Annotated in this window: 22 protein-coding genes; 12 read left to right on the forward strand and 10 right to left on the reverse strand. The window is 47.2% G+C overall.

What is annotated here, in order from left to right:
- Window position 1: 1 nt before the first annotated feature.
- From ehuC to ehuA, 3 genes are read left to right on the forward strand one after another with little or no spacing between them, the layout of a single operon-like run.
- Complete coding sequence (ehuC, locus tag DHAF_RS03765) at window positions 2–655, forward strand: ectoine/hydroxyectoine ABC transporter permease subunit EhuC (RefSeq protein WP_011459281.1); 654 nt, start codon at window positions 2–4, stop codon at window positions 653–655.
- A gap of 1 nt (window position 656) precedes the next feature.
- Window positions 657–1,313, forward strand: coding sequence for an ectoine/hydroxyectoine ABC transporter permease subunit EhuD (gene ehuD, locus DHAF_RS03770; RefSeq protein WP_015943003.1), 657 nt, complete (start codon window positions 657–659; stop codon window positions 1,311–1,313).
- 11 nt (window positions 1,314–1,324) lie between these two features.
- The gene (gene ehuA / locus DHAF_RS03775; protein WP_005808698.1) at window positions 1,325–2,173 is read left to right on the forward strand and encodes an ectoine/hydroxyectoine ABC transporter ATP-binding protein EhuA; all 849 of its coding nucleotides are present in this window, start codon (window positions 1,325–1,327) and stop codon (window positions 2,171–2,173) included.
- 73 nt (window positions 2,174–2,246) lie between these two features.
- On the opposite strand, the gene DHAF_RS03780 is transcribed toward ehuA, so the two are convergent.
- Entirely contained in the window at window positions 2,247–2,786 is a 540-nt protein-coding gene (locus DHAF_RS03780; protein ID WP_005808697.1) for a 50S ribosomal protein L25, read from the reverse strand.
- A gap of 365 nt (window positions 2,787–3,151) precedes the next feature.
- On the opposite strand from DHAF_RS03780, the gene DHAF_RS03785 reads away from it, so the two are divergent.
- Window positions 3,152–3,913: an N-acetylmuramoyl-L-alanine amidase gene (locus DHAF_RS03785; protein ID WP_015943004.1), complete on the forward strand. Its 762-nt coding sequence runs from the start codon at window positions 3,152–3,154 to the stop codon at window positions 3,911–3,913.
- Window positions 3,914–4,007: 94 nt separating this feature from the next.
- On the opposite strand, the gene DHAF_RS03790 is transcribed toward DHAF_RS03785, so the two are convergent.
- The gene (locus DHAF_RS03790; RefSeq protein WP_015943005.1) at window positions 4,008–5,810 is read right to left on the reverse strand and encodes a hypothetical protein; all 1,803 of its coding nucleotides are present in this window, start codon (window positions 5,808–5,810) and stop codon (window positions 4,008–4,010) included.
- A 202-nt stretch (window positions 5,811–6,012) separates the two neighbouring features.
- On the opposite strand from DHAF_RS03790, the gene DHAF_RS03795 reads away from it, so the two are divergent.
- From DHAF_RS03795 to DHAF_RS03830, 8 genes are all read left to right on the forward strand, one after another.
- Window positions 6,013–6,627 carry an RNA polymerase sigma factor gene (locus DHAF_RS03795; protein ID WP_015943006.1) on the forward strand — a complete coding sequence of 205 codons (615 nt, stop codon included), beginning with the start codon at window positions 6,013–6,015 and terminating at the stop codon, window positions 6,625–6,627.
- Window positions 6,624–7,103: an MltG/YceG/YrrL family protein gene (locus DHAF_RS03800; RefSeq protein ID WP_015943007.1), complete on the forward strand. Its 480-nt coding sequence runs from the start codon at window positions 6,624–6,626 to the stop codon at window positions 7,101–7,103. The genes DHAF_RS03795 and DHAF_RS03800 overlap by 4 nt, the downstream gene beginning before the upstream one ends.
- Before the next feature lie 278 nt (window positions 7,104–7,381).
- Entirely contained in the window at window positions 7,382–8,287 is a 906-nt protein-coding gene (gene rocF / locus DHAF_RS03805) for an arginase (RefSeq protein ID WP_005808692.1), read from the forward strand.
- Between the two features lie 152 nt (window positions 8,288–8,439).
- Window positions 8,440–8,988, forward strand: coding sequence for an RNA polymerase sigma factor (locus DHAF_RS03810; protein WP_005808691.1), 549 nt, complete (start codon window positions 8,440–8,442; stop codon window positions 8,986–8,988).
- Window positions 8,972–9,445 carry a hypothetical protein gene (locus DHAF_RS03815; RefSeq protein WP_005808690.1) on the forward strand — a complete coding sequence of 158 codons (474 nt, stop codon included), beginning with the start codon at window positions 8,972–8,974 and terminating at the stop codon, window positions 9,443–9,445. The genes DHAF_RS03810 and DHAF_RS03815 overlap by 17 nt, the downstream gene beginning before the upstream one ends.
- 18 nt (window positions 9,446–9,463) lie before the next feature.
- On the forward strand, window positions 9,464–10,645 hold the full coding sequence (locus DHAF_RS03820) for an amidohydrolase (protein WP_015943008.1): 1,182 nt from the start codon (window positions 9,464–9,466) through the stop codon (window positions 10,643–10,645).
- A gap of 193 nt (window positions 10,646–10,838) precedes the next feature.
- The gene (locus DHAF_RS03825; protein ID WP_015943009.1) at window positions 10,839–12,068 is read left to right on the forward strand and encodes an exonuclease SbcCD subunit D; all 1,230 of its coding nucleotides are present in this window, start codon (window positions 10,839–10,841) and stop codon (window positions 12,066–12,068) included.
- Window positions 12,055–15,552: an AAA family ATPase gene (locus tag DHAF_RS03830; RefSeq protein ID WP_015943010.1), complete on the forward strand. Its 3,498-nt coding sequence runs from the start codon at window positions 12,055–12,057 to the stop codon at window positions 15,550–15,552. The genes DHAF_RS03825 and DHAF_RS03830 overlap by 14 nt, the downstream gene beginning before the upstream one ends.
- 254 nt (window positions 15,553–15,806) lie before the next feature.
- Here DHAF_RS03830 and DHAF_RS03835 read toward each other — a convergent pair whose 3' ends face one another.
- From DHAF_RS03835 to DHAF_RS03870, 8 genes are all read right to left on the reverse strand, one after another.
- Window positions 15,807–16,652, reverse strand: a complete 846-nt coding sequence (locus tag DHAF_RS03835) for a DNA-formamidopyrimidine glycosylase family protein (RefSeq protein WP_015943011.1) — start codon at window positions 16,650–16,652, stop codon at window positions 15,807–15,809.
- Window positions 16,653–16,656: 4 nt separating this feature from the next.
- Entirely contained in the window at window positions 16,657–17,379 is a 723-nt protein-coding gene (locus DHAF_RS03840; protein WP_015943012.1) for a DUF5131 family protein, read from the reverse strand.
- A 52-nt stretch (window positions 17,380–17,431) separates the two neighbouring features.
- Window positions 17,432–17,872 carry a GyrI-like domain-containing protein gene (locus DHAF_RS03845; RefSeq protein ID WP_015943013.1) on the reverse strand — a complete coding sequence of 147 codons (441 nt, stop codon included), beginning with the start codon at window positions 17,870–17,872 and terminating at the stop codon, window positions 17,432–17,434.
- Between the two features lie 75 nt (window positions 17,873–17,947).
- Window positions 17,948–18,844, reverse strand: coding sequence for a helix-turn-helix transcriptional regulator (locus DHAF_RS03850; protein WP_015943014.1), 897 nt, complete (start codon window positions 18,842–18,844; stop codon window positions 17,948–17,950).
- An 81-nt stretch (window positions 18,845–18,925) separates the two neighbouring features.
- Window positions 18,926–19,546 (reverse strand): zf-HC2 domain-containing protein, encoded by a 621-nt coding sequence (locus DHAF_RS03855; RefSeq protein WP_015943015.1) that lies wholly within the window; start codon window positions 19,544–19,546, stop codon window positions 18,926–18,928.
- Window positions 19,533–20,036: an RNA polymerase sigma factor gene (locus tag DHAF_RS03860; RefSeq protein WP_015943016.1), complete on the reverse strand. Its 504-nt coding sequence runs from the start codon at window positions 20,034–20,036 to the stop codon at window positions 19,533–19,535. The genes DHAF_RS03855 and DHAF_RS03860 overlap by 14 nt, the downstream gene beginning before the upstream one ends.
- Before the next feature lie 191 nt (window positions 20,037–20,227).
- Window positions 20,228–20,686, reverse strand: a complete 459-nt coding sequence (locus DHAF_RS03865; protein WP_015943017.1) for a threonine/serine exporter family protein — start codon at window positions 20,684–20,686, stop codon at window positions 20,228–20,230.
- Window positions 20,687–20,699: 13 nt separating this feature from the next.
- Window positions 20,700–21,461, reverse strand: coding sequence for a threonine/serine exporter family protein (locus DHAF_RS03870; protein WP_015943018.1), 762 nt, complete (start codon window positions 21,459–21,461; stop codon window positions 20,700–20,702).
- Window positions 21,462–21,511 lie beyond the last annotated feature (50 nt).

Genomic DNA, 21,511 nt, shown 5'->3' on the forward strand with positions numbered 1-21,511 from the left:
AGTGAGGACCTTGGCTATTTTAGACCTCTTACCGGCCTTGTTAAAAGGGCTGGAAATAACTCTCATCATCACGCTTTTGGCCACTCTTCTCGCTTTGGTGCTGGCTTTCCTGGCTGGGTTCGGGCGCTTGTCCAAATATCCGCCGCTCCGCTTTCTGGCGGCGGTTTATGTCGAAGCCTTCCGGGGAACTTCTCTGCTTGTTCAGCTCTTCTGGATCTATTTTGCCCTGCCTATTTTAGGTATCAGCTTGCCTCCCTTGACAGCCGGTGTCTTGACCCTAGGCCTGAACTGCGGGGCCTATGGTTCCGAGGTGGTGCGCAGTGCCATCCTGGCTGTGCCCAAAGGGCAGACGGAGGCGGGGATTGCCTTGAATTTCAGCCCCTGGCAGCGTATGCGGCGCATTATCCTGCCCCAGGCTTTTGTCATGATGCTGCCGGGGTTTGGCAATCTTCAGATTGAGCTGCTGAAAAGCACCTCCCTGGTCTCCCTAATCACTTTAGCCGACTTGACCTATCAGGCATCCGTGCTCAATGCTTCCACTATGGAGACGACTTTAATTTACAGCTTGCTGCTTGTGATCTACTTCCTGATTGCCTGGCCTTTAACACGGGGGATCCGCTGGATAGAAAACAGGCTGACCGTAGGGAGGTACTAAGATGTGGAATTGGGATTTTGCCATTAAAATCTTCCCGGAGATATTTGCAGCACTGAAGATTACCGTGACCGCTACTTTTGCCGGATTCTTTCTGGCCTTGTTTTTAGGGATGTTCCTCACCATCGGCAGTCGCTCCTCCCTGAAACCTATCGCTTACGGCTCAAAAGGCTTTGTGGAGTTTATCCGCAGCACGCCTTTGCTGGTTCAGCTCTATTTTATTTTCTATGTGCTGCCCCAGGCCGGACTGTCTTTAAGCCCCCTCACTGCCGGGATCATGGGTTTAGGGATTCATTACAGCACCTATCTCTCCGAAGTCTATCGCTCGGGAATCGAAGCGGTACCCCAGGGACAATGGGAAGCAGCGAAAGCTCTCAACTTCAGCCCCTGGCAAGTATGGTCCAAGATTATCATTCCTCAAGCGGTACCGCCGGTCATACCGGTGATGGGTAACTATTTGATCACCATGTTTAAAGAAACCCCTCTCCTTTCGGCCATTACCTTGGTGGAAATCTTGCAGACAGCCAAGATTATCGGCTCCCATTCCTTCCGTTATCTGGAAGGGTTCACTATTGTAGGATTTTTGTTCTTATTGTTGAGTTATCCCTGCTCGGTAATGATCCGCCGTTTGGAAATGAGGATGACGAAAAGCGTTCGCTAAGGAGGAATAGGATGAGTGCTCAATTGAAACTGTTAAAAAATACACCGGATGAAACGAAAAATCAGCAGACCGTGGCCGGAAAAAAAGTAAAACAACCTGTAGTGCACTACGAAAAAATCTCCAAAGCGTATGGAGACTTGCAGGTCTTAAAAGGGATTGACTTGGATATTGCGCCAGGAGAGAAAGTGGCCTTAATCGGACCCAGCGGCTCAGGAAAAACGACAATGGCCAGGCTGCTCATGACTTTGGAAGAGCCTACTTCCGGAGCCATCCAAGTGGATGGGGAGTCCTTGTGGCAGCAAAGGGTCAAGGGAAAAATGGTTAAAGCCAATGAAAAGCATCTTCATAAAATTCGCAACAAGATTGGTATGGTCTTTCAGCATTTTAACCTTTTTCCTCATATGACTATTTTGGGCAATGTGACAGCCGCTCCCATCCACGTGCTGGGGATGACCAAAGATGATGCTGAGGCCCAGGCCATTGTTATGCTGGAGAAAGTGGGACTGGGTGATAAGCTTCATGGCTATCCCGCCCAACTGTCCGGCGGGCAGAAACAACGGGTGGCTATCGCCAGGGCTCTGGTCATGCGTCCCAAAATCATGCTCTTTGATGAGCCGACCTCGGCTTTGGATCCGGAATTGGTGGGTGAAGTGCTGGAGGTTATCAAGGAAATTGCCCAGGAAGGGGAGATGGCGATGCTCCTCATCACCCACGAGATGGATTTCGCTAAGGATGTGGCGGACCGGGTAGTCTTCTTTGATGAAGGACACATTATCGAGGAAGGACCGCCCCGGGAGATCTTCCATAACCCCCAGAGCCCCCGCCTGCAAAACTTTTTAAGCCGCTTCCGGGGAAGGTAAACCACCTGGGGAAGTAAATCGATGAATCAAAAAACCAGGCCTCAGGCCTGGTTTTTGCATAGTTTCTTTTATACTATCTTGCGCCGGTAATCGCCGCGATGATTTTTTCCGGATCATCCAGTACGCTTACTGAAGGGCTGACCATAAAGTCTGCTACAGTAATTTTATCTCCTAAAGATTTATCCGCAACATCGACAGCCACATATTCCGGAATATCGGCACTGGGACCTGTCAGCTCCAATTCAGAAAAATAGGGCAGTACGATCAATTTTCTTTCACTGAGTGCTTCACTGCCGCCGAAGGTAATCGGAACTTTCATCTTCACAACCTGATCATCTTCCACCACTTGCATAGAGATATGAATGGTCTTTCCTGAAGTAATATCCTTTTGAATTTCTCCGACGAAGCACTGCTTGGTTTCGCCGGCAACCTGCACAGAGATTTTAGCTTTTTGAGAACGGCCCTGCAGGGCCTTGTTAAGCCTCTTCTCATCGAATTTCACACTGATGGAGTCCATACCTTTGCCGTAGATTACCCCCGGCACAAAACCTTTGCTTCGGACTTCCTTGGGTTTTTCTTTCCTTTCGACAGCCTGAATTGCAGTTTCGCTCATTTGTTTGACCCTCCATTCTTGTACTCTGCGCCGCCCGCAGAGTCGTTTGCTACGTTGTCAGAAAGTATAAACACTTTCTAAGCATAAGGGCAACCAAGGCCCTAATACTATTAACTCTATAGTTTTACCAGGGGGAAGTCAAAGCCCGGGAGTTCCCGCAATTTAAGGGTAAAGCAACTTACAACTCAAAAGGTAAGGAAAAGTTGTCTTTTCGTCCGAATGCTCTTTTAGCTGGAAACAACCCTGGATGATTTGAAAATTCTTTAAGGAATGCCTCTATCAAGGAATAATGCCAAGCCTCTTCTCCATAAGTTTTTTAAAGGGCGGATAACATCCGGCCCAAGGCATGGGAAGGGAGAAGAGCCATGAGGAGAATGAGAAGGGATGGGCTCAACTATCGCAGACGATGGAATAGAGGTTGGATGGTAGCGGCGCTGTTCGCGCTGGTGCTTATTGTGACAGGCAGCTTAGTATGGAAGTATAACCAAAAGGACGAAGAAATCTGGAGTTGGACCATCGGTAATCAGGTTGTCCTTATCGACGCCGGGCACGGCGGCGTTGACCCGGGGGCTGTAGGCAAAGTCAGCCTGGAAAAGGATATTACCTTAAATATTTCCAAGCATCTGCAACTCCTTGTTCAACAATCGGGGGGTAAGCCAGTCATGGTTCGGGAAGCCGACGTGGATCTGGGAACTTCTGAAGGCCTTGCCAGAAGAAAAAGGGAGGACCTGGCACAACGAATCCAGCTGGCTAAAGATTTCGAGGCCGATGTCTACTTAAGTATTCATGTGAACAGCTCCCCCAACCACTCCTTAACCGGCCCCCAAGTTTTTTATCATGAGGGTTTACCGGAGGGAAAACTTCTGGCTGAGGCCATACAAACGGAACTCAATAAACTGACCGGAACCAAGCGGGTGGCCAAAGCCGACCAGGAGTTGTTTATTCTCAAGAAGGCACCCCAAGCCGCAGTGACTGTGGAAGTCGGTTTCCTGTCCAATCCTCAGGAAGAGCAGAAATTAAATGAAACAGACTACCAACATCAACTGAGCGTAGCCATCTACCAAGGTCTCTCCGAATATTGCCGTAAACTGCAAAAGGAGGGAATCCCCATCGTGGATATAAATTAAGGTGAATGAACGACCTTGATCCGGTCTTTGCATAGTTCCAAACAAATAGTCCTCGGGGCCACCCCGAGGACTATTTTAATTAGTGTATTATTATTTAATGTATAATGTAGCAATTGGGTAAAGCTTGTTGTATTGAGGATAAATCATAGTTACCAAGTGTTGCAGAGCCAATCTCAAGAAGAGTTAAATGTGTCAGCTGTTCTAAAGATTTTAAGTCATTTAGGGTACCCTGATAGTTAAGGCTTCTTAATTTTGGCAGCTCTTTTAAAGGCGATAGATCACCAAGTTGATCGGAATGGATGGTAAGAGAGGCCAGACCGGTTAAGTTTTCTATTCCGGATAAATCTTCACAGCCTTTGCCGATGAATAAGTTTAAGATGTTTTTAACATCATTTTTATAAATCTCTGCTGTTGGCTTATAGATAAGCTCCCTGACTGCTTTTTCCAAAACGGGATCCTTAAAGGTCAGGGCTGTGTTATCAATGGAAGTATCTTCTGATCCAGGTTCTGGAGGCATATCGCCGATATTGATGGCTGTCTTTACACCGGTGGCTTTGTCTTCCAAGGAAACAAGAATCGTTTTATCTGAGTCGTGTACATTATAGGTTATCTTAAAATCCCTGTCTGATGGCTTTAAATCGATCATTGAATTGACAGATGAGCTTGCATACAACTCTAAAGCAGGAATTTTTGGCGTTATATCTTTACCTTCTTTATTAAGTATTCGGTATTGCAAATAAGTAGTGATATTAGGGGATAATTTACCAGTGGGTAAAAAAGATATTTGAGCGATGTCAAGATCCTCATCAGTGTTGTTTTCAGTGTCGCTTGCTTCATACCCTGATGGCGAATGAAGGTTTAACAGCGCTGAGATTTCCATTCCTTTTTGGTGAGCCAAAGTAACCAGAACTTGCTCATCATTATCAGAGAAATCATAAGTTATGGTACCGGTACCGGTTTCTGGATCCAGGCTTACATCAGCATGGGTAGAATTAATGACAGCTGTTGCCTTCAGCTGTTCCGAGGGAATGGTTTTGGTGATATTTGTATAATAATGATCCAACAGTTTATATTGGAAAGTTGCTGTACCCGTCTCGGTTTTTACCAGATCACTTGAAACGAAATCAACTCTGGATATTGCCGAAGGGGTTGTTACTTGCGAAGCTGGAACCGGCTTTAGTCCAAAAGTGTTTAAAACGGCGGTAACTCCCGTGAGTTTATCTCTTAGAGTGGTTTGGATAAGCTGATCTGTATCTAAGGTATCAAAAGCAATGGTGCCGGTACCTGTGTCAGGGTCAAGGGTGATCTCGGAACCTGGGGCTGAAAAGGCTTCGATCTGAGAGGCAGGAATTTTAGGGGTAATATCGTCGATGAAATTGATGATATTGTAGCGAAAAGTGGCGGTATTGGCTCCGGAACTCGTTAAGCTATCAGTAAGAATGTGAAGTTCATCAACTCTTTTCAGGGATTCTTCATCAGAATTGCCGACAATTAATCTTTCATAAGCTCCTCTGCTGTATCTGGGCGAGATATTAATATAAATATATTTGTCCGCTTCGGAAAAGTTATAAGTCAATGTACAGGTTCCTGTTTGAGGGTCCAAGCTTGCTTTGGCGACTCCTAAAGTATTCCAGCCGCTTGAAGTTTTGGCTTCCACAAATAAATCAGAAACCGGAAATTCACTGGTTATGTCCTTGCCATTTTTATCGAAAAGTTTGTAGTGAAAAATGCCGGTGGTTGGGCCGGTCATTTCTAACCGGTCTTCAATAATTTGAGTAGAGTGAACCAAGGGCTCTGGCAACCAGGGTAATAACGGCACGGCTGAAACATAAGTAGAGCACATTAATAGAAATATTAAAGTAAGGGTAAAGGACCTTCGCATAAATTTACGGAACATATCTCCAACTCTCCTTAATTTTAATATCACTAACATTATATTACATATTTGTATAACATTCTATAGCCAATTGACTTTTACAAATGCTGCTCCCAATGAAGGCATAAGAACTGGATTTGCTGAAAAAGAAGGAAATGTTGGGTATTGTCCCGAATAATGTACTCTACGCTTTGGTCTGCGAAAAAATAGGAGGGAATACCGCATGACTTTTTTACCCGTCCTTTTGTTTATATTAGGGGTGCTTTGTCTTGTTTGGGCGATGAGAATGGGGAATACTTCCGGCAAAACCAGCCCGGAAATACTCACCATCCTTCAAGGATTAGCCGGAGTAAAAAAGGAGATCAGCAAAGTTCAAAAAGGTCTTCGTGAAGTTGAAACTCAATTAGGAGACCATGAGTTGAGACTGTTCCGCAATGAGAACGTTCAAGCGGATCTCCGTACCGAGGTTAATGCCCAGAAGATTAATATTAATCAATTGACCTCTTCAGCTGTGAACACTTTTGCTCAGCCCCAGCCTCAGATGAAACCCCAGCCTTATCTCTCTGCCAATCCTCTGAACTCAAGTCAGGGGACCAATCATTATCATCGTCTCTATGATAATGGCAATACTTTGAGCGATTCTCCCCTGGAACCTCTTGACCGGTACACTGAAGTGGAGCCCCTTTCTCCAATGCTCCCCGAAAAGTATCAATGGGTTTTGGAGCTTGACCAGCAAGGCTGGTCTGTAGCGGAAATTGCCGGTCATTTAGCCATCAGCCGGGATGCAGTCAATATGGTTCTGCGTACAGCCCTTAAGGGAAAGGGGCTGAAAGCATGAAGCTATCCCGCTCCTATATATTAGGGTTGGCTTCAGGACTGATACTCAGTGCTCTTCTGGCCATGGTGATTCCCCCTGTGAGCATTAACTTTGCCGGGAGTTCACCGCCGGAGCAGACCGGTCCCGGCGGCAACACACCGGGCAGCGAAAGCCGGGGTGAGGTTCCTGATCCAGGTGAAGATGAGAACAGGGAGGGGAACAACAACCCTGAGCTTCCCGAAAATCCGGTAAAGCCTGATGAGACGGGAGAAAACCCTATACAGAACCCCCAGCCCTCGCAAACCTTTGTTATTCCCTCAGGATCTACGGCAGATAGAATTGCCGGCCTTCTGCTTGACGAAGGATGGATATCTTCGAAAGACGAATTCCTGGATTTAGTTAAGCAAAAGAATCTGGCCGGCCGTTTTCAAGCGGGAAGTTTTGAGCTAATCCAAGGCATGGATATGGAAGAGATTCTGAAGCAGCTCATCCCTTAAGTCCAATTAAACATTTTAGAAAATAGCAGCAGATTTTTAAAGTCTGCTGTTTCCATTTGCCTACAATAGGTGCTTTCTTAGGACTCGGATTAGGTTATATTCTGAAAGGAATCAAAAAAGTTTAGCGCCTCCCTAATGACCTCCTATTGCTTTTTTTGTATATAAATTTCTTTTCCTTGAAAAGCTTAATAAGAGACTCATACCATAAAAAACAAAATATAAAGCAAACCTGAGGAGCACAAGGTTTACAATCTTAAAATCGAAAGAAGGGGTTATCAATGGAAAGAAGAAAGGTGCGCATCATAGGAGTGCCTATCGACTTAGGAGCGGATCGGAGAGGGGTGGATATGGGTCCCAGTGCTATTCGCTATGCGGGTCTTCATGAGCGCTTAAAAAAGCTGGGCTGGGAAGTGGAGGATGTGGGTAATATCGATGTACCGATCGCCGAGACCCGGGAAATTAAAGATCCTCTGCTCAAATATCTTCCTGAGATTTCAGAGGTCAATCAAAAGCTCTATCCCCTGGTGGCTCAAGCCATTAAGGAGGAGGTCATTCCCTTAATTATCGGGGGGGATCACAGCTTGGGAATAGGCTCCTTAGCGGGGTGTGCCGCCAGCGGCAAGCAGTTTGGCGTTATTTGGTTTGATACCCATGGGGATTATAATTCCATGGAAACCACCTCCAGCGGCAATATTCATGGCATGCCCTTAGCTGTGGCCAATGGTATTGGCGTTAAGGAGTTAACCAGTATTGGCGGAGCCGCCCGGAAGATCAAGGAAGAAAACACCGTGATTATCGGGGCCCGGGATTTTGACGATGAAGAGCGGGCTATGATCCGCCAATCCGGGATTACAGTGTTTACCATGAGCGATATTGACCGCTTGGGTATGGAGGCGGTGGTTCGGCAAGGGCTGGAAATCGCCAATCGAGGTACCCACGGAGTCCATATCAGCTTTGACCTGGATGTATTGGACCCCAGTGAAGCCCCTGGTGTGGGAACCCCGGTTCAGGGTGGGATGACCTATCGGGAAGCTCATTTGGCTATGGAGATGGTCGCTGATTGCCGATGCCTGTTGAGCATGGATGTGGTAGAGGTCAACCCCATTTTGGATGCGCAGAATAAGACCGCGGAATTAGCAGTGGGTCTCATAAGCTCGGCTTTTGGACAAAAAATTTATCCGTGACAAAAAGTTTAAATATAATAAAGAATTCTAGCCAAAAGTTGAATTGCAGAATTCATGAATACGGCTTAAAATGATAATAACGAAACTTTTTTAGGTGTTGAAACGTAACCATGATGAGAGGTAGAAGAAAGAGATAGGAGCTGCTCGCCATTATGGAAGATGCTGAATTAATTCAGCAGGTTCTTAAGGGAAGGCATGAGCAATACGGATTGCTGGTCCAGCGCTATCAAGAACCCTTAATTCATTTTTTACGCGGAATACTGGGCGCTGAGGATGAAGTATTTGATTGTGCCCAGGAAGCTTTTTTAGCAGCTTATGGGAATCTTTGGCGCTACTCGGATAAATATACTTTTCGGGCCTGGCTCTATGCCATTGCCAGAAATAAGGCCATCGATCTTATGCGCAAGAGAAAGCGGGAAATTCCTTTGAGTATCGATGAGAGCCTGGTGGACCGGCAGATGGGACCGGAGGAAGCCTATTTGGCCAAAGAGCAGGCCTTGGACGTCAGGGCGATCCTGGAAGAATTGCCCGAGCATTACCGGCAAGCACTCTATCTGCGTTACCAACAGGAGCTAAGCTATGAAGAGATAAGCACAGTTTTAAATATTCCGATCAGTTCAGTCAAGACGCACCTCCATCGAGGTAAAGAAAAACTCCGCCAAATCATGGAAGGGAGGAATGGTCATGAAGGAAATGGATGATCTGCTTAAGTCGGTATTTCAGGATAAGCCCATAGCGCAAGAGCCTTTGCAAGAAATGCAGGCGAGAATTATAGAACAGATTCTTGCTGCTCCGGTGGATTTTCAGGCAAAGCGCTTAGTTAGGCAACGCAGAAAATGGGGGACCATTTTTTTAAGCGGGCTATTTGTCCTTTCTTTAAGTCTCTTTCTCATCAACTGGTTTTTGGGACCTTGGCTTGGCGGCGGGTTAAATACCTTTGTCCTGTGGCTTACCGCCAATATTCCTATGCTGGCCTGGCTCCAGAATAGGTGGGATTGGTTTCTCGATACACTGGCCATTCTCTCCAACCTAAAAATAGGATATCAGTTCCTATGGCAGCAATATGGTTTGGCTGTGATGGGTATCTTGTTTTCATGGGTCCTCTTTGAAGGAATACGAGATAAACTCAATAGCACAACAATCGACGGGAATTCCTAAAGAGAGGGAGTTGTTTTAATGGACGCCCTTAAGATGTTCTTTAGAGATCAGGCTTGTATCGTCTGGAAAGAAGCATGGGAGGCAGCACGCCTGATTGGCGAGCGTCCGGAGCTCGGGTATCAGGAATATTTTGCGGTGGAGACCTTAACCCAACTGCTTAAAAGCCATGGCTTTGAAATTCAACAGCCGGCCGCCGGTTTGGATACGGCATTTATCGCCCGCTTTTCAGGGTATAAGCCTGGTCCCCGACTTGCTTTTTTAGCGGAGTATGATGCTTTACCGGGAATTGGTCATGGCTGCGGGCATAATTTGATCGGGGCGGCCAGTGTGGGAGCAGCCATTGCTTTGAGCAAAAGCCTTGAACTGCCCGGTGAGATCTGGGTTGTGGGAAGCCCGGCAGAGGAAACCAGCGGCGGTAAGGTCATTCTAGTGAATGAAGGGGCATTTGAAGGGGTGGATGCGGCCCTTATGTTCCACCCGGGGAGTCAGAATGCTACGATCATCTCCTCGTTGGCCTTAGATGCCTTGGAGTTCGTTTTTTTAGGAAAAGCGGCCCACGCTGTGGCAGCTGCTTATTATGGCGTGAATGCCTTAGAAGCCCTGATCGATTTTTTCAATCGGACAAACCGGTTGAAGGATAATCTTCCTCAAGATGCTTATATTAATGGAATTATCACAGAGGGCGGCACCTCACCCAATGTGATACCGGAACGGGCTGTGGCACGGTTTTATCTGCGGGCACGCCAGAGGAAGGTGTTGAATATCATTCGCAACCAGGTAATACGCTGTGCCCAAGAGGCTGCGTCCGCGGTCTCAGCCAAAGTCACTTGGAACATGTTTGAAAACTCGTATGATGAAATGCAAAGCAATCGTGCCCTGGCCGGGGCTTTTGAAACCAATCTTCGGGAATTAGGCGTTCGCAACATTTCTCCTCCCCAATCGGCCATGGGTTCTGTGGATATGGGAAATGTCAGCCGGATTGTCCCGGCTATTCATCCTTACTTAACCCTTGGGGGAGGGATGAACATACCCCATACACGGGATTTTGCTCAGGCCTGCCTTTCCGCTCCGGGAGAGCGCCTGCTTTTGCTGGCTATTCAAGCCTTAGCCCTTACCGGCTGGGATATTTTAAGCTCCCCGAAGCTGTTAAATCTTGCCAAGCGGGAATTGAATCCCCGGCCCTCCGGGAAACAGCGATAATGCTCCGCGCCATAGGAGTCGTTGCTTTGGGATTGAAGCAGCGGCTTTTTCTTTTACACTTACCATGATTTTAGTCAGTATTTTGTCCTGACTATAAGCTATAATGGGTTTAGCACATAAAGTTGAGGCAGCCGGATTGTGCGGCTCCTCAAAAAGATATTTACCGGCTCCATAGAGAGAAAGGGTGGGGAATGTGAGGATTCTACATACTTCAGATTGGCATTTAGGCAAGAATTTAGAGGGTTTGAGCCGGATGGAGGAGCAGGAGCTTTTTCTGAAGGATTTTATTGAGATCGTCGAGGCGAAACAGGTGGATTTGGTCATGATCGCCGGAGATGTGTATGACAGCCCCAATCCTCCGGCTAAAGCGGAGAAAATGTTTTATGATACCTTGAAGAAATTATCCGCCAATGGAGAGCGGCTCACCTTAGTCATCGCCGGAAACCATGACAACCCGGAACGCTTGGTGGCTGCAGGGCCTTTAGCCAGGGATCATGGAATTATTATGGTGGGAACACCTAAGACGATTGTGGCTCAAGGGGAGTATGGCAGGCATCAGGTGATCAATTCGGGTGAAGGCTTTGTGGAACTTGAGATCAACGGGGAAAAAGCCGTGATCCTTACCCTCCCTTACCCCAGTGAAAAAAGACTCAACGAAGTCTTATATGATGCCATGGATGAAGAAGAGGAACGGCTCAAAATTTATGGGGATAAAATCAAAATGCTCCTGGATAGCCTCAGTGAAAAATTTCGGGAAGATACAATCAATATGGTAGTGTCCCATCTTTTTGCCGCAGGAAGCGAAGAATCAGGCTCAGAGCGAAGCATTCAATTAGGGGGAAGCTTTATCGTGGACGGCAGCTGCTTTCCCAAGGCAGCTCAATATATTGCTCTAGGTCATATACATAAGCCGCAAATCGTTCCGGGTACGGACAAAAGAGCACGCTATGCAGGCTCCCCCATTCATTACAGCAAAAAGGAGATCCATTTCGCTAAGAAATGTTTCATTGTCGATTTGAGGCCCCAACAAGAGTACGCTCTTGAAGAGGTGGATTTTAAAGTGTATAAACCGATTGAAGTCTGGAAGTGCGGGAGCATCGAGGCGGCTCTCCAGAAATGTGAAGAAAACAAAGACAGGGAGTGTTGGGTGTACTTAGAAGTCAATACGGATCGCTACATTCGGGAAGATGAGCTCAAACTCATGAAAAGCACCAAGAAAGACATCCTGGAGATAGTGCCGGTTTTGCCTGGAAGGGAAAGTGAGGAATGCACCCTGAACAGCTTTGCCGAGCAGAAATTTGAGGATATCTTTAAAGAATTTTATCGCAAAGAAAGAACGGTAGAACCTCAGCAGGAGATTGTGGAGTTGCTGTTATCCATTATTCAGGAGCAGGAGGGAGAAGAAAGCCATGAGACCCATTAAGCTTAAGATCAAAGGGCTGAACAGCTTTATCGATACCCAGGAAATCGATTTTTCCCAGCTTACCAGCAGAGGCTTATTCGGTATTTTCGGACCCACCGGCAGCGGCAAATCCACTATCCTGGACGGAATGACTCTGGCTCTTTATGGCGCAGTGGCCCGGGGAAGCACCAATTATATGAACACCAACTGCGAATCGTTGCAGGTCAGCTACGAATTCCAGATTGCCGAGAAGGACACCAAAACTTACCGGGTGGATCGGGAGTTTCGCAGAGATAAAAAGTCAGGCAATGTGCGTACCCATTCAGCCAAAATTCTTCTTATAACTGCAGGAGGAGAGACGGTTTTGGAGGAACAGGTCAGGGAGGTTACCAAAAAGAGCGAGGAAATCATCGGCTTGACCCTTGAGGATTTCACCCGCACCGTGGTTCTGCCCCAGGGGAAATTCAGCGAGTTTCTGAGGCTGGAGGGAAGAGACCGCAGAGAAATGCTGGAGAGATTGTTTAATTTGCAACGATACGGCGATGAACTGTCCTCCCGCCTAGGAGCAAGAATCAGGCAGGAGCTGGATAAGGCCAATGTCCTGGCAGGTCAGCTCAAATCCTATGAAGAGTGCAGTGAAGAGCTTCTTGAAGCAAAGAACAAGGAATTAAGCTCCCTTGAAGAGCGGCTGGTTCAGTTCCAGGCCGAATTAAAAAAGGCGGCCGAGGATTTTCACAACGGGAAAGAAGTATGGGAGCTGCAGGAGGAATTAAACCGGCAGGAAGTTCAAAAAACTGAACTTGAAAAAACAGAAGCTGTGATTAAAGAAAGTGAAATCCAAGCGACTCTCGGTGAACGGTCCCTAAGGGTTAAACCTTATCTGGATCAATATGAAGATACCCTGGGGAAGATCGCCACAACTCAGGTCCAAGTAGCCCAATTAGAGGGGGACACTGCAGCTTTATCTTTGCAGAAAAAAGAAGCAGAGGCGCAATGGGAACAAGCAGGAGCTCAAAAAGACAAGGTGCTCCCCGCTTTAAGGCTGCGTGAGCAGAGTGCTGCCGACGCTATCCTGGAGAAAAAGAAGCTGGAGAGCCTCATCCAGGAAAAAAAGTCTCTTCAAGAGAACATTGGCCGGCTGGAACAAGAACGGGAGGAGAAGCAGGGCCGAGTCCACAAGGGTGAAGAGTTTATTGCCAAGGTCAATGCTGATATTCAGGAGAAAGAGCAAAAGGTGGAAGCTTTAACCATCGACCAGGAGTTTAAGCAGAAAATCAATGAAGCCCTCCTTACCTTCAGCCGTTGGGAAGAAGCCGGGCAACAGGTGGTCAGCTTAGGCTCAGAAGTCAAAATCATTGATGAGAAGCTTCAAGAGGCTCAGGAAAAGGGACTGAAATTTTCACAAGAGCTGGAGGCCAAGACGGAGATACTCCAAGGATTTGCTTTAACCCTGCAGAATTTAGAGGAAACCTGCCCGGGAGACTCGGAGACCCTGGTTACCTTGCAGGAAAAGCTCAATCAAGTCAAGGAGCAATGGGCCAGGCATCACGAGTATTCTGCCGCCATCAGTCGTAGCGAAGCGGGTATTCGAGATCTTTTGCCCAAGCTGGACACTGCCCAACAGCAAAAAGCTCAATTGACACAGAAAATCACTGAGCTGGAGAGCGCTCTGAAGAAAATTGAAAGAGAAAACCTGGCCTATGCTTTGCGTGTGGCCTTGGTTGAGGGAGAAGCTTGCCCGGTGTGCGGATCAACTCACCATCAGCCTGATCATGGGAATGCTGCTGTTGGTACTGAAAAGCTTGAAGAGATCCAAGCTGCTTTAAGGGAAAAGAAGGAGCATGAGCAAAGTCTGTACCAGGAAATGATTCAGGCCCAGGAACAGATCAAAACCCTGGAAAGCACCGTGAAAGATTGTAGAGAAAAAACTGCCGCCTTGGGAGAAGCGTACAAAGCCTATGACCCTGAGGCGATGCAGAAGGAATTTGAGACATTAAGGGACGGGATATCCCGCTATACGAAGCAAAAAGGAGAATTGGAAGCAGAAATCAACCGGCTGACTCAAGAGAAAAACCAGCTGGCTATAAAGCTTAATGAGCAAAACACCATTAAAGCGGAAACAAAGGCCCAACTGGAGAGCAGGGGAAAGAATCTCGAACTGGCAAAGGCTAAATACGAAGCTTATGAGCAGGAGCTAACCGCTCTTAGGGCTGAACTGAATATCCAGGACCTTAAGCAGGAGCACCAGGAGATTGCCGCCAAGGAAAAAGAGAAGGCCGGACTGGAGAGTGAGTTGAAAGGCTTAAGAGATACTTTAAAAAAAGCTCAGGCTAGAAAAGAATTTCTCAGCACGGAATTGTCCGCCCTGACAGAATCTTTGAAGGAAAGCCTGGGAACCCTCAAAGAGAAGGAGAGCAGCATACAAGACAAGCATACTGCCATAAAAGCCAAAGTGGGTGAGGTGGAGAATATAGAGACCTATCAAAAGGAAGTCCTCAGCCAAATAACCCGGATCGAGCAGATCTATGCCCAGGCCGAAACAAGGAAAAACGAGACGGAAAAACAGTACAACGAGTGCTATGTCCGTCTGCAATCAGCACACACCAGCCGGCAAGGTCTGGCGGAAAGAAGTCAAAAGGATAAAGAGTCCCTGGATAAGGTTTTACAGGAGGAACAGATCGAGAATATTGAAGAAGCGAAAAGTCACCTGCTGAGCAGAGATGAGATAGAGAAACTCAAAAAGCAGGTCAAGGACTATCAGGATTCCCTGACTCAGATCTTTGGCGCCATTGGGAATTTGCAAAAGAAACTTGGAGGGCGGAGCTTGACCGCTGAACGATGGGAGCAGCTGCAAAGGCACAAGGAAGAAAAAGAAATCCTCTGCAAAGGGCTGGAGGAGAGCAAGATCGAGATCGAGACTCATGTCAAGACTATGAAGGAGAATTTGGTGAAGAAAAAAGACCTCCTGAAGAGTCAGGCAGAGTTGGAACGGCAGCTGGGCCTTTTGCGGGATCTGGAGAAATTATTCAGAGGGAAGCGATTCGTTGAATTTGTGGCGGCCCACCAACTGAAATACGTCTCCATGGAAGCCGGTAAACGGCTCAGAGAGATTACCGGGGGCAACTATGGTCTGGAAGTGGACCAGAACGGAAAATTCCTGATCCGGGATTATAAGAACGGCGGTGCCCAACGGGATGCCACGACCTTATCCGGAGGGGAAACCTTTCTGGCTTCCTTATCTTTGGCGTTAGCCCTGTCCGCCCAAATTCAGCTTAAAGGAACAGCCCCCTTAGAGTTATTCTTTTTGGATGAGGGCTTCGGAACCCTGGATGACAACCTCCTGGAAGTGGTGATGGACTCCTTGGAAAGGCTCCACCATGACCGGTTATCCGTGGGCATCATCAGCCATGTGGATTCGATCAAGAACAGGGTGCCTGTCAAGCTCATGGTCACACCTGCTCAAGCCGGGCTGGGGGGGAGCAAGGTGGCCATCGAAGTCAGCTAGGCCGGTTGTTCCATAGTTATGGAGAAATCTGATTTTGTCATCGGGCTATAATAAGCTATATCTCGATAAACAAAGAGGCCGATTTGTGTAAACAAGCCGGCCTCTTTGCTATTCGGGGCCATTGCAAAATAGTTTTGCGACGCCCCCGTTTCTTGGGGTGAAACTAAGATTCGAATCCGGATTCGAATCTGACGAGCCCTCTTGAGGGAATTGAAGGATATGCTCCTCACCGGCTAAGTGTGACACCCCTCAAATCATCTGACCAGGTTCTGATCAGCCAAATCCTGGGGCTGACATTCCGGGCAGAAATACACTGAGCCCCCCAGGTAGTTTTCCTTAAGGATTGTCCCGCCGCATTGACCACAGTCCGTTCCTGCTGTATTCTTTGACATCTTTGTCTTGTATCCCCCGGAAACTCCGAACAAATCTTTTTCCGTGTCACGGCCGCCAAGCTTTGCCATTTCATTCAGCACTTCGATAACCGCCTGAAGCAGCTTATCCCGTTCCCATTGCTCCAGGGTGCCTATTTTGCGTTTCGGATGGATGCCCGCTTCAAAAAGAATATCCTGCAGCGTGCCGTTGCCGATGCCGGGAAAACGTTGCTCCGTGGCCAGAAAGGCCTTAGCGCTGAGGGTTGGTTTGCTTTCTGAAAAGAGACGGAGGTAATAAGCGGGGAAATCCTGGGCAAAGGGGGAGATAGAGTTCCTGCTGGCCAGGTAATATAGATTGTCATAACTGCCGTCGTGGGCAAAGATTCCGCCGTACATGGCCACCGTAAAGACCAGAGCCTGCCCGTCGTCCAGCTCCATCATCAACTGATAATTTTCCGGAACTTTACCGGCCGGCATAAGACGGAGATTCACCCCGTCGTTGACGCACAGCTTCCGGTCGTTGTCAAAAATCAGTTCTGCGAAGGTTCCGAATCCCTCGGCTCCGGCAATCCTGCTGCCGGCAAGCGCTTTGTCATACTCTTCCGGTTCGCCGCTATACCAGCAGAATTTATGTGCCTTTGTGGGGGGCCATACTTTCAGGATACGCCGGTTTTTCACGCTTTCATTCAGCTGCCTGACCAGAGTGAGGACTTCGGGTAATTCCAGCATAATTTTACTCCCTTCCTGCCTGATAGTCTATATTGCTCTCTCGGGCACACTTGAACAGCATGCCGTAATTAAGCCTGCGCAGTTTTCCGTTCTGGATAAAGTTGGTCCCGCACTGACGGAAAGAGAAGCTGACCTGATGCCGTATACACTGCTCTCTGACCGCCAGGGCCCATTCATAATCAAAAGGCCGGGCATTGCGATCATATTCCCCGCCCACGACCACTAACTCAATACCCTCTAAATACTTTTCAATATCTATCGCCTCAAGCATGGGCTGAAGGGCGATATTTTTGTGCTTAATGGGCAATTTTGAGAAGATTTCCAGGCGCTCATCTGCGGTGTGCTGGTTTTCCACCGTACAGCCCACCGTGACATTCTCATACCCCTCACCCCAGTCACCAGGAAGGCATTGGGAAAAGCGCTCAATCCTCTTGGTGAGAAAAAGAAAATGCAGATCCGGGCGCTCTTTCATCATGCTCCAGCATTCATCACGCCAGGGATCCGCATCCTCAAGGAGGAAGTCGGTTGAAAAACAGCAATAAACAAGCTGTCCGGATTTCATGATGTAATGGCCCTGTTTGTTCACAGCCACAGGGGCGTTGAATTTGGCGGACTTCACAATCAGGTTGGTGTCCATCCCTCTTTTCATATCCCCTTTATGGATATAACAGAATTTACAGCCCTCACTGTAGCGGTGACAGCCCCGCCATGGATTCCAGACAGCCACAAGTCCAACTCCTTACCTTATTCCCGTGCAATATTCCCATTTAATATCGATTTTATTTTAATGCAATATAGATTTTGATCTCCGCCACGCCGTTTTCATTGCTCAGGTACTCTTCAAAATCACCGGTAAAGCTTCTCTCCAGGGGCAGCGTCCAGATTTTATCCCATGCCTCTGCTACGTCTTTGACAACGTCGCCCTTGATCCGGAATAAGGCGTAGCTGCCGGCGGGAATGATTTTTTCAGTCAGTTCGGGATTGCCGTTTTTCGTCACTTCGGCCCCTACGGTGACGTCATAGGAAGTTTCGTCATAGCCGGAATACAGCCCTAGGCAATAGGGATTCGCCTGGTTCTGAATGGACACCCAAATTCCCTCCCCCATAAATTTCTGCCATAAGCCGCCGATGACTTGCTGGCATTGGGGATCGGTGTGTGAAGTCCGCGCCGTTACACCGACAACGATTTTCTCTGGAAGGGTGACGATTTCATAGTTCATAGTGATTACCTCTTTCCATATAGTTTATAGGGTAATCACAGTATAGTCCGACTAATATGACAACAGTGTGTCATATTAAGAATAGTTTTTCAAGGAATTCTGCAACCGGCGCTTCATTTCAGCAACGGCTTGTTCAGGGGAAAGAATGATACAGTGCTCTCCGAAGGAAGCCGCATAAGTGCATAGGGTGGCGATGTCCGGCAGATAAAGCCGGCAGACAAAGTCGCCCTTTTCGTCGATCTCATAGCTGCTGATTTCGTCATAGACACGGAAAGCCATTGTTTTCGAGATAAGCAGTTTGGCTTTGAGGTAAGTACCTGTGTCAAGCTTTTGTCCGGCAAAGATAGTTTCCGGCGTTTTCATCTCAAAACCGGTGTCGGTTACTGCCAGTTCCGTTATTCTCCTCAGCTTGAAAAAACGGTAATCCCTGCGCAGGGTGCAGTAGCCGTAAAGATACCAGGCCGCACCCTTGAAGACAAGTTTCAGCGGCAGGACCTCACGGAGCAGTTTTTCCGCTTTTCCGCTGGCGTACATGAAGGTAATTATTTTCTTTTCAATGATTGCGGTTTTGATGTTCTCGAAATACGCCCTATCATTTTCAAAATGCCCCCAGGATGAAAAGTCAACCTCGATCCAGTCGGTATTCTTGGCACCCAGCATACTGGTGAGCTTGCTCAGGGCCGTTTCACTTTTGGAAAGATTGACGGCGTTGAAGGCTTGCAGAGAGGAGAGAATTTCGCTTTTCTCCTCTTCGGTGAGAACTGCCTTGTTGAGGATAAAATCCGGCAGCAGGGAAATGCCGCCCCCCTTGCCTTTGCTCATATAGATGGGCATACCCCCCTGAGCCAGGATTTCCACATCACGATAAATGGTTCTGGCCGAAACCTCAAAGCGTTCCGCCAGCTCCGCTGCAGTTATAGTCCGGTTTTCCAGAAGTATGTAGATGATTTCAAACAATCGATTAATCTGCATAAATGCTCCTGTCAATATCCTGTGCTGGTTTGTTCTCGTCAGATAAATTTTATGTCACATCATACCATGTTCTAAAATTCATTATATCTCCACCGGCTCTCCATTTCTATATAAGATAGTCTTATCTGCAAACTCAATGACGATGTCGCTTTCAAAGTTATCAATCTCATGCCAATATTCCGGAACACCTACCGCAACTGAACGATCACCGGAGTCAAAAAGGTTTCTGAGAAATGTTGTCCGAAAGATTCTATAATGATGGGCAGCATTGTCTTTTTCATTGAAAGCCGGAGAGGATGCTTCAACCATTTCAATATTCCGCCCCCTAATAGTTACTTGAAAAGATTTAAGTCCTCCCTGCATGGTCACTTCTTCAGTCCAGATTTGGGTTTCTGAATACTTTACCGGCAGTTCAAGCTGGTAAAGATAAAGACCGGCCATAAATAAAATCGTTACCGCAGCGGTCGTTATAATGGCAACCCAAAGCTTCTTAAGATGCCATGTCTTTTTGATTCTCTTCAGGTTTGTAGCATCGGTATCTGCCGCTAATTTGATGGGTGCCTGCATTCTTTTCAGTTCATCGCTGCAGTCTTCGCATTCCGACACATGTTCCTCAATCAGTGTTTTTGTATCCGTACTTACAACATTTTCGATATAAAGGGGCAGTATGTCTCTGATAATATTGCAACTAACTCTCTTCATCCAATCCCTCCAGAGTTTTCAATAGTTTGTTCTTCGCACGATAAAAGGTTACTCTTGCCCAGCTGGCATTTTTATTGAATATCAGCCCGATCTTCTCAAAAGGCAGTTCACCAAAAACCCGAAGAGAGAAGACCTCTTTGTAGGGTTCATCCATATCATGCAGAATCTGATGGATCACAAAGGCTGTATCCTCATTCATGATCTGCACCGACACTTCAATTCCGTGATCCGGGACATCTTCGATGAAGGGTTCAGTGATGATGGCCTTGCTTTTTTTATAGTGGGTGTAATATGTATTTCGTGCTATGGCAAAAATCCATGCCCGGATGTCTTTCGAACCATCAAATGTGTCGATAGCTTTTATGACCTTGAAGAAGGTCTCCTGGGTAATTTCCTCTGCAACTTCTTCTGAGGAGGAAAGACTTTTCAGGAATAAAAAAGTTTCTTTGAAGTAGCGCCGGTACAGAGCCTCTAAGTCTATCTTCTTCACCCCCTCATATAGATAACTTTTGAAACCCGAAAGCGTTACAAAGATTAAGGAAATTTTATCTGCAGTACCAGAACAATCTTTTCAGCATGAAACAAGACGGTTGATATTTGGACATTTCACAAAGAATGTTCTCAAACATCAACCGTCATTCAATTGGTGAAAATGGTAGGCTTCGTACTAATGCTCCAAGATCACCGACCAGGCAAATTTGGCTTGGGAACCCCCTTCTTCCGACTAAAGGTTTCCGTAATAACACCGGAAAAAATCAAGCCAAAGGCAATGGAACCGGCCATGAGAAGGGTGATGGAGCCTAAACGAACACCTTCCGTGTAATTGTTCTCAATAAATTGCCGAATGGTAGCATAGGCCATACCCCCGGGAACCAGGGGAATGATTCCGGCGATACTAAATACTGTGACCGGCATTTTGTAGCGCCGGGCAAGAATTTGGCTGACTGTAGCGACACTAAAAGCGGCAAACAAAGTAGCGGTTATAGTATTTATCTCCAGATTCACGGTAAGCGTCACAAAGACAGCCCAACCCAGCATTCCTACCAGGCCGCCGGTGAACAGGCTTTTGCGGGGGACATTAAACAAAATGCCAAAAGCCATAGTGGCAAAAAAACTTGCGTAAAGTGCAGTCCAACTCATAGTGTCACTCCTCCTACATAAGTACAGCTAAAACCACGGCTATTCCGGTACCGATGGCAAAGGCTGTTAAGAAAGCCTCAGTTCCGCGGGCAAGTCCGGCGATAAGGTCCCCGGCCATCAGATCACGAACAGCATTGGTGATCAGCACACCGGGTACTAAAGGCATAACCGAGCCGATAATGACTTTGTCGATCTGAATATCGATACCGAGATAATAGAAAAAATAAGCAATAAAGCCGATGGTGAAAGCAGCAAAGATTTCGGAAAAGAATTTTACAGCAATGCGGCGGTTCGCTTGGGCATAAAGTAAAAAGCCCAGCCCTCCAGCTGCTACCGAGGGCAGGAAGTCAATCATGGTTCCCCCAAAGGTCAGACTGAAAAAGCCGCTGGCCAGAGCGGCCGCGATAAGCTGCAGCCAGAAGGGGTAAAGGAAGCCGGATTTTTCGATAGCCAAAAGCGCCTCATGGGCCTGCTGAAGGGTAAGCTCTTTTTCACTTAATTTACGGGAGATTTCATTGACACTGACGATTTTATTCAGATCAATTTGACGTTCATAGATTCTTAGGAACTTCGTTTGTTCCTGATTCCGCTCCTGACCCTGCAGGGATAGGAAAAGCCCTGTGGGCGTAACATAGCTGTGAGCCTCAGGAACTGCACAGGTACGGGCAATACGGTTCATCGTATCTTCGATGCGATAGATCTCCGCCCCGCTTTGCAGCATGATTTTACCGGCCAGAAGACAGACCTCCATGACCTCCCCAATAGCTGAATTCACTTGGTTTCCTCCTATTTAGAAGCGGCCAACTCATATTAGACCTATGATTA

Source organism: Desulfitobacterium hafniense DCB-2, assembly GCF_000021925.1.
GTDB classification, from domain to species: Bacteria; Bacillota; Desulfitobacteriia; order Desulfitobacteriales; family Desulfitobacteriaceae; genus Desulfitobacterium; species Desulfitobacterium hafniense.